Genomic DNA, 11,233 nt, shown 5'->3' with positions numbered 1-11,233 from the left:
TGGCCGGCGCGGTCGCCGGGGCCGGCCACGCCGCGAGGCCCCGGGGCGCGGGCAACGGCGGCCTGTTCGCGGCCTTCCCGGTGGACGCACTGGGCCGCTCCGCGGCGGCCGTCGGCCGGGAGGCGGCCCGGCTGGAGGCGCATCTGCGGGCCGTCCCGACCGCCCCCGGGCGTCCCGCCGCCCGGCTGCCCGGCCGCGCCCCGGCCGGGCCCGCCGGCACCCCGGACGCCTTCACCGTGCCCGCCGCGCTCTGGGCGGAGCTTTCCGCCCTGGCGGCCCGCCCGCAGCACCGACCCGCCGACCCGACCCGGAGGACCCCGTCGTGACCGGACCGAAGACCCGCCACCATCCGCTGTTCGACGGCTGGCCGCCGCTCGCCCGCCGCACCGGCCCGGACGGGCCCTCGCTCGGGCTCTTCCTGCTCAGCGGCAGCAGCATGGTGGCCGAGCTCTGCGGCACCCTGCCGCTGGACTTCGCCGTGCTCGACCTGGAGGCCTCGCCGATGTCCAAGGGCGACCTGCTGCCGATGCTGCAGGCGCTCACCGGCTCCTCCTGCGCGCCGCTCGTCCGCGTCCCGTACCTGCACCGGCACCACATCGAGCACGCGCTGGACCTCGGCGCGGCCGGCGTCATGGTGCCCAAGGTCGACACCGTGCAGGAGGCGCAGGCCGCAGCCGCCGCCTGCCGCTACCCGCCGTTCGGCAGCCGGGGCGTCAACCCGGCGCGTGCCTCCGGCTGGTTCCACGACCTGCCCGGCTACCTGGCGGACGCGGCGAAGCGCACCACCTGCCTGGTGCAGATCGAGTCGCCGGAGGCGGTGGCCGCCGCGGATGCCATCGCGGCGGTGCCGGGCGTCGACGGCCTCTTCGTCGGCACCGGCGACCTGGCCTGCTCGCTCGGCCAGCCCGGCGTGGTGAACGGGCCGGAGATGGAGCGGGCCCGGGCGGCCGTCCTCGCCGCGGCCCGCCGGCACGGCCGGCTCGCCGGGATCTTCGCCGGCGGGCCGGAGCAGGCCCGGCAGTACGCCGCCGAGGGCTTCGACCTGATCGCGGTCGGCAACGAGCTGGCGCTGCTGCGGGAGGCCCTGGGGTCGGCCCTCGGGCTTGTCTGACGGGCTGCGCGGCGCCCGACCGGACGGGTGCCTCCCGGCCGTCCGCGCCCACCCCGCCTGCCGGATCCAGTAGCGTTCACCTCGGCCGCACCGGTGCCGCGGCAGCCGGCCGGCGGGTGTCCGGGCCCGGCCCCGCGCACCGCCGGGGCGGAGGACGGACGCCGGCCCGGGTGCCACGGCGCCTTCCACCGGACAGTTCTGACACCCAGACAGGAAAGACTGACAGATATGCGCTGGTCCCAGATGTACACCCCGACGCTGCGCGAGGACCCGGCCGACGCCGACGCGGCGAGCCACCGGCTGCTGGTCCGCGCCGGGTTCGTCCGCCAGCTGATGGCCGGCCACTACTCGCTGCTGCCGCTGGCCGTCCGGGTGCGGTCGAAGGTCGTCGGGATCGTGCGCGAGGAGATGGACCGGATCGGCTCGCAGGAGTGGCTGCTCCCGGCGATGCACCCGGCCGAGATCTGGCAGAAGTCCGGCCGATGGGAGGTCATGGGCGACGAGATGTTCCGCGTCAAGGACCGCAAGGGCGCCGACATCGCCCTCGGCATGACGCACGAGGAGATCTTCACCACCCTCGCCGACGAGCTCGCCTCGTACCGGCAGCTGCCGCAGATGTGGTACCAGTTCCAGACCAAGTTCCGCGACGAGCCGCGGCCGAAGTCCGGCCTGCTGCGGGTGCGCGAGTTCACCATGAAGGACTCGTACAGCTTCGACCTCGACCAGGCCGGGCTGGACCGCTCCTTCGACCTGCACCACGAGGCGTACACCCGGATCTTCGCCCGCCTCGGCGTGCCCGCGATCCCGGTGCAGGCCTCCAGCGGCGCCATGGGCGGCTCCGCCTCGGTCGAGTTCATGTCGCCGACCGAGGCCGGCGAGGACCTGGTCGTGCACTGTGCCGCCTGCCGCTACGCCGCCAACATGGAGAAGGCCGCCGCCGCCCTGCCGGCCGTCGAGGACCCGGAGGGCCCTGCCGCCCCCGAGCCCTTCGACACCCCGGACGCGCGCACCATCGAGGAGCTGGCGACCAAGCACGGCGTGCCCGCCGACCGCCAGATCAAGACCCTGGTCTACGTGGTGGACGGTGCCCTCACCCTGGTGCTGATGCGCGGCGACCACGCCCTGGTCGAGCAGAAGCTCCTCGACGCCACCGCGGCCCGAGCCGTGCGTCCGGCGACCCCCGAGGAGATCAAGGAGGCGCTCGGCGCCGCCCCGGGCAGCCTGGGCGCCGTCGGCGTCGAGGGCCTCGCCGTCTGGGTGGACGAGGCGCTGCGCGGCCGCCGCGCGATGACCACCGGCGCCAACCGGGACGGCGTCCACCTGAGCGGCGTCGACGTCGCCCGGGACATCACCGCCACCGGCTGGGCGGACTTCCGCGAGATCTCCGCCGGCGAGCCCTGCGCGACCTGCGGCGAGCCGCTGCAGGTGGTCCGCACCGTCGAGGTCGGCCACATCTTCAAGCTGGGCTACAAGTACACCGACGCGCTGGACATCACCGTGCTCGGCCCGGACGGCGAGCGCATCAAGCCGATCATGGGCAGCTACGGCATCGGCGTCGAGCGCGCGATCGCCGCGGTGGTCGAGGCGCACCACGACGAGAAGGGCATCGTCTGGCCGGTCTCGGTCGCGCCGTTCGAGGTCGTGATCGTGCCGATCGGCAAGGCGGACGAGGACACCACCAAGGTCGTCGAGGGCCTCTACGGGGACCTGCGCGCGGCCGGCGTGGACACCGTCCTCGACGACCGGGACGAGCGCCCGGGCGTGAAGTTCGCCGATTGCGAGCTGGTCGGCATCCCGTACCGGATCACCGTCGGCCCGCGCGGGCTGAAGGAGGGCGTGGTCGAGGTCGTCGACCGTGCCTCCGGCGAGACCGTGCAGGTGCCGGTGGCGGACGCGGTCGGCCATGTGGCCGGCCTGGTCGCCGCCGCCCGCCGCGGCTGACCCTGCCGCAGTACCCGACTGCCCCCGGCACCGCACGGTGCCGGGGGCAGTCCCGTTGCCGGGGCAGGTCACTCGCGGCGGCCTGCGGGCAGCGGCACACGCTGCGCCGAGGTGTCGGCCCCCGTGGCGACCGTGGCGTCCGGGGCCGCGAGTTCGGCGGCCACCGGCCCGGTGAGGCGGTCCTGTTCGAGGCGCGCGAGCACCGGTCCGGCGAGCGAGGCGCGCAGCCGTCCGGTCAGTGCCTCGGCGGTGGCCTCGCGGACGGCGAGGCCGTGGCGCAGGGCCTCCGGCACGGCGGTGCCGTCGAGCACCGTCCGGTGGTGGGCGGTCCGCTCCTCGGGGACGAGCAGGCCGAGCCGGGCGGACTCCTGTCCGGCGAGCACGTCGCAGAGCGCGGCCCGCAGCACGTCCGGCCGCTGCTCCGCGAGGTGCCGGTAGACCTCCGAGGGCTCGGCGCCGAGCCGCTCGTGCAGCTCGCGTTCGGCGCGCTGCTGCCGGACGACCGTGAGCAGCTTCTCCCAGTAGTAGGTGGGTTCCAGCGCGAAGTCGACGACCGGCGGCTCCAGGCCCGCGTCGAGCAGGCCGGCGACGTGCCGCAGCACGGCGAGTGCGTCCGCGCGCTTGGCGTCCGGCCGGTGCTGCCGGACGTGGGCGCGCAGCGCCGCCGTCTCCTCCTCTGGTACGCCGAGCGCCTTCGCGTCGGCGTACAGCCGGCCCCAGGAGCGGTCGGGGTAGAAGCGCCGCTTGGCGGCGTCCACCATCAGGTCGTGGGTCGCGGCGCTGACCACGCCGTCGGCCAGCGCGGCCGCCAGGCCGTGGCGGAGGTTGGCCATCGCCTCGGAGAGCGGCAGGTACCCGTCCTCGGCCGGGGCGTGCACGATGGTGACCTCGTCGTCGTCCTGGTACTCGCCGGAGGCGAAGCGTTCATAGATGCCGCCGACGCCCTCCATCCCGAAGGCGGCGAGCTCGGCGGCGCGCAGGGCGCCCATGCTGGCGGCGCCGAAGACCCGTACGCCCCGCTCCAGGGCGAAGAGGATCTCCTTGTGCCAGACCGTCGGCACCTGCTCGAAGAGGCCGTCCACCAGGACGATCGCCTTCGGCTGCTCCCGGTCGAGCACCAGCTCGGTGACGTCGCCGCAGCTGACCGGCGGGTGGTAGTGCGCGTCGAGGACGGCGCGGGCCTGCTCCACGGGCAGGCTGGGGCCGAGGAAGACGTGGACGGTCACCGGGTGGCCTCCTGGGCTCCGAGCAGCCGCCGCCGGGCCCGGCGGCCCGGCGTGTAGCCGATGAACAGGGAGTAGAACTCGAGGTCGGGGACGACGACCTTCGCGGTGGGGATGCCGATCTCCGGCTTGGTGAGGTCGACGGCGACGACGTTCTCGATGCCGGCCGCGGCGAGCCGGTCGAGCACGGCGCGCAGGTCCTCGTTGAGGGTGGGGTGGTCGATGCCGCGGCCGGTGTCGAAGGGCAGGGTGCCGGGGGCCGCGAAGAACACCTCGCGGGTGCGGGCGAGGGTCCGCGCGTCGTTCTGCGCCTTGTACATGGTGCGGAAGTTCTCGTCCCGGCTGGCCGCGATGACGGTGATCCGGCTCTGCGCGGCCTCGGTCAGCGCGCGGGAGAGGGCGACCTGGGGGGAGGTGTGGGTGCCGTAGCCCCAGCAGGCGCCGAAGGACCGCCAGGCGACGCGGTCGGCGCGCTCCACCACGCAGCACTGGTAGGTGGGGATGCCGGTGTCGCAGGTGACGTCCCAGACGGCCACCTCGATGCCGCCCTCCTCGAACGCGTCCAGCAGCCCGCGGCAGACCGGGTCGGTGACCGAGCCGAGGTCGAGCTTGGTCCGTGCGATGTCGGCGGCCGTGCGGACGCCCTGCCACCACATGGTGAGCGCATCGCGTTCGACGAGTTCGCAGATGCCGTGGATGACGGCCTCGACCAGGTTGTTGCCGGAGGCCAGGCCGTTGGAGCTGACCCGGAACGTGGTCGCCGCGTAGTCGATGCCCACCTTGTTCAGCCGGACGTTGTCGTACGGCAGCCACAGCGGTGCCGCGGCGAGCAGGTCGAAGCCCTCCGTCCACAGCATCGGCAGATCGGTGCGGAGTTCGGCGCGGGCCGGGGTCTCCCGGGAGCCCTCGCCGACGGTGTCGAGGCCGCCGCGCAGCGGCAGCCGCGCGATGTCCAGGACGGACTTGTGGCGGGCGAGTTCGCGGTACGACTCGTGGCGCAGCGCGCCCTCGAAGAACTCGGCGTGCCAGTACTCGATCGACTCCATCAGGGCGGACACCCGGGCGGCGTCGTGCGTCGCGCCCTTGCCCTGGGAGACGGACAGTGAGCGGGAGTTGGGCCGGATGGCGTTGTAGACCGGGATGCCGAGCCAGTCCAGGCCGGTCATGTTGGCCAGCCGGGTGATGCCCATCCGGGCCATCCGTCCGCCGTAGTCGGCGAGGGTGTCCGCGGGGGCCCGGGAGCGGTGGGTGCCGTCTCGGTGGTCCTTGTCCCAGCGGGTCGTCAGGGCGTCCAGCACGGCCGGCCTGCCTTTCGTGGTGCGGTGCGGGTGGATCGGTCTTCGGTGAGCGGGAGTTGGTGGACGGAGAACTCGCCGTCGGCGACCAGCGCGACGGCGATCCGGCGCAGCCCGGGGGCGCCGTCCCGCGGCAGCGGCACGGTGACCTCCCGGGCTCCGGCGGCCAGTTCGGCGACCGGCAGGGCGGGTTCGGGGTGGCCGCCGATCGGCTGCCGGGCCGCGGTGTACCGGCCGCCGGCGGTGAGCGGTCGGGGCAGGTGCAGGGTGAGCGTGTCCGGGCCGAGGACGGCGCGCGGCGGCTCGCCGCCGGGCGGCAGGGTGTGTGCGGAGCCGCAGCGCTCGCAGACGTACAGGGCCAGGGCGCCGGCCGGCAGATCGCGCGGCACGATCCGCAGCCGCAGCAGGCGGTGGCCGCAGTGGTGCCGCAGACCGGTGGGCTCCTCGGGGCTGTAGCCGACCGAGCCGCTGAGGTAGTCGTGCACGTCGGGGCCGCGGCGGGCGAGCGTGGCGCCGAGGAACTTGCAGAGCAGGTGGTCGAGTTCGCCGTCCGGGGCGGACTGGAGGGCGGCGTCGGCGAGGCGGTCGGCGAGGGCGAGGTCGGCCGCCGGGCGGTCGCCCGCGGCCACGGCGCGGCGGACGATCCGGGACTGCACCAGCCGCCGGGCGGCACGCGGGTCGTCCGGCCCCGGTGTGTCCGCGACCGCGACTGCGACCGAGGGCGCGGCCGGGACGGGGGCCGGGCGGGCGGTGCCGCGCGCCGCGGTTCGGGTGCCGGCCGCGGGAGCCTTCGTGGTGGCGGCGCCCGCCGGGATGCGGAGCTCCGGGTCGCCCACGCAGACGTACGAGGCGAGGCCCTCGCCGGCGAGCAGGTTGATCCGCAGTGCGACCTCTCCGAGCGGGGCGCCGGTGTCGAGCAGTCGCTCCACGGCGGCACCCAGTTGCGGCGTGCCGTGGTTGATCCGGGTGGAGGCGACGAAGCCGGCCAGGTGCGGGCCGTCCAGCAACCGCCGGGCGAGCTGGAAGCGCGGGCCCAGCAGTCCGCCGGAGGGCTGCCACGCGGAGCAGGAGAGCAGCACCAGCAGCCTGCTGCGGACGGCGCCGGCGCCGTGGAACGCGCGGAAGCCGGTCTTGTGCTCCAGCCGGCAGGGGCCGCCGCCCTGGCAGGGCAGGTACTGCTCGCCGGGGTGGCCGGGTGCTGGGCGGAGCAGGTCGGCCTGCAGGCAGAGCACGTGCCGGCCGACCCGGAAGTCCGCGCCGTTGCCGTGGCCGTGCAGGACGACGGCCTCGGCGCCCTCGACGAGCCGGGCGATGAATTCGTCCGAGGAGTCGGAGCCGTAGGAGTGCCGCGGGCCGGGGACGGGCTCGCGGCGGAAGTCGCAGTAGTGCAGGGTGCGGTGGGGATGCCGCGGCCCGGCCCCGGCGGCCCGTGCGGACCGGTCGAGCAGGCGGGCGGCGGCCGCGGGGTCGGGCGGCAGCGGCAGGACGCCCAGGCGGACGGCGTGGGCGCGTCCGGTCTCGGCGAGTTCGCCGGTGAGGCCGAGGTCGAGCTCGGCCTCCGGCGCCAGCACGAAGGCCGGCGTGCCGGCGGCGGCCGCGACGGCCTCGACGAGTTCCTGCCGGGAGGCGGTCGGCCGGAAGGGGCGGCCGAGCGCGGCCGCGTGCGCGCGGGCGGCCCCGGCGGCCCCGGCGTGGCCGAGGACGAGCCCCGAGGCGGTCGGCCCCGTTGATATTGACACAGTCACAGTCAAATTGACTATCACAGTCATGTTGTTCTGTCAGTATCGGTTCAAGGGTGCGCTCCATCGAGTGTGCCGACCGTGCCCTCCGGTGATCGTGAGGGCTTGCGCAAGGAGGGTCATGACAGTGGACGTGCAGGGATCCGGGTCGGTCGAGGCTGCCGACGGATCGGTCGAGGTGGACGAAAGCGCAGCTCAGGAGTGTTTCGAGCAGCTGGCTGCCGTGAAGGACTCCATCCTCGAGGGTGTCATCACGCCCTGGTAGGGCGCCCCGCGGCCATCGCCTTGACTGAGTTTATTGACTCCTGAGTGATGGTCATGGTTATGTTCTCTCGCCGCCGCCGAGAAAGCGCGGCGGACGGGAGATCCGTGCGATGACCCGACGACTGCCTCATGTGGGAGAGGAGGAAAACACCATGGTTCGCAACCACAAGGTCGGCCTGCGTCCGCGTCTGGACAAGGTCAACGTTCGCGCCGGCAAGTAATGCCGTCGCCGGCCGGGGTGACCCGGGCGCACAGCCGCCCGGGCACCCCGGCCCGCACCGCCCCCGGCGGCGCCGCGGTGCGCGGCGCCCCCCGCCCACGACGGGATGCACCGTGATCGAAACCCCCTGGACCGGCGGCGTCCCCGTCCTGGTCGAGCACCAGCCGCACCTGCGCACCACCAGCCTCGCCGTCGCCCTCGGCCACGGCGCCCGGCACGACCCCGCGGAGGCCGCCGGCACGGCCCACCTCCTGGAACACCTGGTGATGTCCGTCCCGCTCGCGGACGGCGTCCCGCTGTGCGAGCACATCGAGCGCCTCGGCGGCACCTGCAACGCCGCGACCGGGCCCGACTCCCTGCTGATCCACGCCCAGGTGCTCGACCAGGACGCCGAGCGCGTCGCCGAGCTGGTCTGCCGGGCCCTGCTGCGTCCCGAGCTCACCGGGGCGGCGCTCGACGCCGAGCGCCGGGTCGTCCTGCAGGAGCTGGCCGCCGCCGCTGCCGACCCCGCCGACACCGTCCAGGACGCCTTCCTGGCGCGGCTGTTCGAGGGGCATCCGCTGGCCTCGCCGGTCGGCGGCCGGCCCGCGAGCGTCGAGCGGATCGGCACCGAGGACCTCCGCGCCGCGCACCGCAGCGCACTCGCCACGGCGCCGCTCGCCGTCGCCGTGGTCGGCGGCCTCCCGGCCGACCGGGTCGCCGCCGCCCTGGACGCGGGCGGCCTGCGCGACCTGCCCGCCGTCGCCCCGCCCGACCCGGACGGACCCGACCGCCCAGGACCCGTCCGGCCCGGGCAGGTCGACGCCTGGCCCGAGGAGTTCTGCTGGCTGCTGGCCGGCGGCCGTGCCCCGCACGCCACCGATCCCCGCCGGCACGCCGCCACCGTCCTCGCGCACCTGCTCGGCGCCAGCCCCGCCTCCCTGCTGTACGCGCGGCTGCGCAACGAGGAGGGCCTCGCCTACTCCTTCCGCTCCTGGTCGCGCAGCTACCGCGACACCGGCGCCTGGCGGATGCTCGCCGGCGCGGAGCCCGGGAACGCCCCGAAGGTGCTCGACGCCTTCCGCGAGGTGCTCGCGCAGGCCGCGGACGGCCGGGCCGGGCAGGAGGCGGTCGAGGCCGCCGTCCACCAGGCGGTGGTGGAGGCGGTGCTCACCGCCGAGTCCCCGCTGGACCGGGCCGTCACCCTCGCCGAACGCCGCGCCCTCACCGGGACGGACCTCGACCCGGACGAGGAGATCGCCGCCCTGCGCCGGGTGAGCGGTGCCGACGTCGCCGCCGCGGCGCGGGAGCTGGCCGAGGGCCTGGTCGCCGTCGTCCGTCCGGAGGCGGCGTGAACACCGCTTCCGGCCAGGGCCTGTTCGCCGTCGGTCCCGAATATCTGGCGGCCGCGGAGGACGCCGGCCTGCTGCACCGCCTCGACGGTCTGCCGGTGGTCGCCGGGCCGTACACCGACCCGCTCACCGGTGAGGCGCAGTGCCTCGTCGAACACGCCGATCCGGCGCTGCTCGCCGATCCCGGCCGCCTGCTCGCCGAACTGTTCGAGCGTCACCCCGACTGCACCGCCGCCGTGCTGCGCATCCCCGCCGGCACCCCGGCCGACCCGCGGCTGCAACCCCTGATCAGCTACCTCCACCTCACCCCGGACGCCGCCGCCCTGGCCGCCGCCCGGGCCGCGGCACCCACCGTCCGGATCACCGAGGACCGCGGGGAACACCGGGACCTCGTCCGCGGCTGGCTGGCGACCGCGGTCTCCGGCGCCCAGGCCGACCTCGGCACGGCGGTCGCCGAGGAGGCCGTCCGCGCCGCGGTCGAGGAGATCCTGCACACGCCCGCCCGGCGGACCTGGCTCGTCCGGGCCGACGGCCACGACCGCCCGATCGGCCACGCCACCGCCGTCACCGACGCCGTCGACGACGCCAGTGGCACCCCGTTCGTCGACCTGGTGGACATCCTGATCGAGGAGCCCGCCCGCATCCCGGCGGCCCAGCCCGCCCTGGTGGCCGTCGCGGCCGCCGAGGCGGCGCGGCACGGACTGCCGCTGGTCGGCCACGTCTGCCACCACCGCACCGGACCGGATCTCCCCGCCGACCCGGGCGCCGCCGTGGTGGCCGCACTGCGCCGCCAGGGCTGGCAGGAGTCCTACGCCTACCGCCGAGCCGACCGCCGCTAGGGACCTGCTCAGGGACGCGTGGGGGTACCTCTGAGCCTTCGGCCGGGAGGTACCCCCACGCGCCCCTGTGGGTTGCCCGACCCGGTCACCTGTCCGTGCCGACCGCCCCTGGAGACGCCTTGACCGCCGACCCGCAGTCCGACTTCCCGCTCACCCTGCAGCTCCTCCACGAGCTGCTCGGCACCGACCCCGAGGACGGCGTCCGGCCGCTGCTCGCCGCTTCCCGCCGGGTCCGCGGCGTCCTCGCCCCGCTCGTCCTCTCGCTCGCGGCCCGGGACGGCGTGCCGATGGGCACCGGCTCGCGCGGCGAGCTCGACCGGATGCTCCGCCGCGCCGCGCACTACCGCGAGCTCGTCGCGCTCGCCGGGACGGTCGAGGGCCTGCGGGTGATGAAGGGGCCCTCGCTGGCCCGGCACTACCCGGACGGCCTGCTGCGGCCGCCCGGCGACCTCGACCTGGTGGTTCCCGACGAGGCCGCGCTCTGGCAGGCCGTCGCCCTGCTCGGTGGCCGGCAGGCCTTCGAGGGGGCGGTGTACACCGAACTCCGCGAGGGCGCCGTCGACCACCGCTTCGTCGGCCTCTGGTGGTACGGCGAGGACCCGCTGCTGGACCACGAGGCCGAGGTGGAGGTCGCCACCTTCGCCTTCGCCGGCGAGCCCGGCAAGGTCCCGGTGCGCGCCGCACTGCCCGCCGACCAGGTCCACGCCGACCTGCTCGCCCTCGCCGAGGAGCGGTTCCAGCGCCCGTTCACCGTCCGGGACTCCGTCGACCTGGCGCTCGTCCTCACGTCACCGCTGGCGCCCGCGCCCGGTCCGCTCGCGGACGTCGCCGCCGCCCACTGCCTCGCGCCGGAGCTGCTCGAACTCTGCGAGCTCACCGCCGGACGGCCCGGGCTCGCGGAGACCGTCCCGGCCGCGCTGACAGCCGCGCTGCGCGAGCCCGCCGAGGCCGAACTGCACCGCCGCGCCGCCCTTCCGGCGCCCACCGGCCCCGCCGGGGGAGCCGAACTCTCCGGGGGAGCCGAGGAACGGCTCGCCGCCGGCCGCACCATCCACGGCCTGCAGCTGACCGCGCTGCGCGACGGTGTCCCCCGCGCCGCCGCGCACCACCGCTTCGACGGCGGGCTGATCTCGCGCACCCCGGTCGCCGACTTCCTGATGGTGACCGGCGAACTCGTCGACCCCGCCAGCCACGCCCGGGCGCTCGACGAACTCGACCGGCTCGGCCCCTGGCCCGCCGCGGCCGGCACTGCGGGGCGGTGAACCGTGGC

The 11,233-nt window shown here is 75.6% G+C and carries 9 protein-coding genes and 1 pseudogene; 7 read left to right on the top strand and 3 right to left on the bottom strand.

Annotated elements, in window-relative coordinates; all coding sequences use genetic code 11:
* The 3 genes and pseudogenes from KSNIM_RS10815 to KSNIM_RS10805 all read left to right on the top strand — a co-directional run.
* Positions 1–326 (top strand): annotated as a pseudogene (locus KSNIM_RS10815) (hypothetical protein); the annotation flags it as partial.
* Positions 323–1,111: an HpcH/HpaI aldolase family protein gene (locus tag KSNIM_RS10810; protein WP_263103027.1), complete on the top strand. Its 789-nt coding sequence runs from the start codon at positions 323–325 to the stop codon at positions 1,109–1,111. The pseudogene KSNIM_RS10815 and the gene KSNIM_RS10810, both read left to right, overlap by 4 nt.
* A gap of 228 nt (positions 1,112–1,339) precedes the next feature.
* Entirely contained in the window at positions 1,340–3,052 is a 1,713-nt protein-coding gene (locus KSNIM_RS10805) for a proline--tRNA ligase (RefSeq protein ID WP_263103026.1), read from the top strand.
* A 68-nt stretch (positions 3,053–3,120) separates the two neighbouring features.
* Here KSNIM_RS10805 and KSNIM_RS10800 read toward each other — a convergent pair whose 3' ends face one another.
* Genes KSNIM_RS10800 through KSNIM_RS10790 form a run of 3 tightly spaced genes read right to left on the bottom strand, consistent with a single transcriptional unit; the run spans position 3,121 to position 7,321 of the window.
* Positions 3,121–4,278 carry a TfuA-like protein gene (locus tag KSNIM_RS10800; protein ID WP_263103025.1) on the bottom strand — a complete coding sequence of 386 codons (1,158 nt, stop codon included), beginning with the start codon at positions 4,276–4,278 and terminating at the stop codon, positions 3,121–3,123.
* The gene (locus KSNIM_RS10795) at positions 4,275–5,573 is read right to left on the bottom strand and encodes a YcaO-like family protein (protein ID WP_263103024.1); all 1,299 of its coding nucleotides are present in this window, start codon (positions 5,571–5,573) and stop codon (positions 4,275–4,277) included. The genes KSNIM_RS10800 and KSNIM_RS10795 overlap by 4 nt, the downstream gene beginning before the upstream one ends.
* The gene (locus tag KSNIM_RS10790; protein WP_263103023.1) at positions 5,558–7,321 is read right to left on the bottom strand and encodes a hypothetical protein; all 1,764 of its coding nucleotides are present in this window, start codon (positions 7,319–7,321) and stop codon (positions 5,558–5,560) included. The genes KSNIM_RS10795 and KSNIM_RS10790 overlap by 16 nt, the downstream gene beginning before the upstream one ends.
* Positions 7,322–7,430: 109 nt before the next feature.
* On the opposite strand from KSNIM_RS10790, the gene KSNIM_RS10785 reads away from it, so the two are divergent.
* The 4 genes from KSNIM_RS10785 to KSNIM_RS10770 all read left to right on the top strand — a co-directional run bounded on the left by KSNIM_RS10785 (position 7,431) and on the right by KSNIM_RS10770 (position 11,225).
* Positions 7,431–7,574 carry a hypothetical protein gene (locus tag KSNIM_RS10785; protein WP_263103022.1) on the top strand — a complete coding sequence of 48 codons (144 nt, stop codon included), beginning with the start codon at positions 7,431–7,433 and terminating at the stop codon, positions 7,572–7,574.
* 332 nt (positions 7,575–7,906) lie between these two features.
* Positions 7,907–9,127 (top strand): M16 family metallopeptidase, encoded by a 1,221-nt coding sequence (locus tag KSNIM_RS10780; RefSeq protein ID WP_263103021.1) that lies wholly within the window; start codon positions 7,907–7,909, stop codon positions 9,125–9,127.
* On the top strand, positions 9,124–9,963 hold the full coding sequence (locus KSNIM_RS10775; protein ID WP_263103020.1) for a hypothetical protein: 840 nt from the start codon (positions 9,124–9,126) through the stop codon (positions 9,961–9,963). The genes KSNIM_RS10780 and KSNIM_RS10775 overlap by 4 nt, the downstream gene beginning before the upstream one ends.
* Before the next feature lie 119 nt (positions 9,964–10,082).
* A complete protein-coding gene (locus tag KSNIM_RS10770) occupies positions 10,083–11,225 on the top strand; it encodes a nucleotidyltransferase family protein (protein WP_263103019.1) in 1,143 nt (380 codons plus the stop codon).
* Positions 11,226–11,233: the final 8 nt, after the last annotated feature.

The sequence above is a fragment of the Kitasatospora sp. DSM 101779 genome (assembly GCF_025655475.1).
Classification (GTDB): Bacteria; Actinomycetota; Actinomycetes; order Streptomycetales; family Streptomycetaceae; genus Kitasatospora.
This window is presented reverse-complemented; position numbering and strand designations above follow the sequence as displayed.

Bases quoted from the DNA above. Each gene is read 5' to 3' on its own strand.
- KSNIM_RS10805 (WP_263103026.1), top strand. From the start codon at position 1,340: ATGCGCTGGTCCCAGATGTACACCCCGACGCTGCGCGAGGACCCGGCC.
- KSNIM_RS10785 (WP_263103022.1), top strand. From the start codon at position 7,431: ATGACAGTGGACGTGCAGGGATCCGGGTCGGTCGAGGCTGCCGACGGA.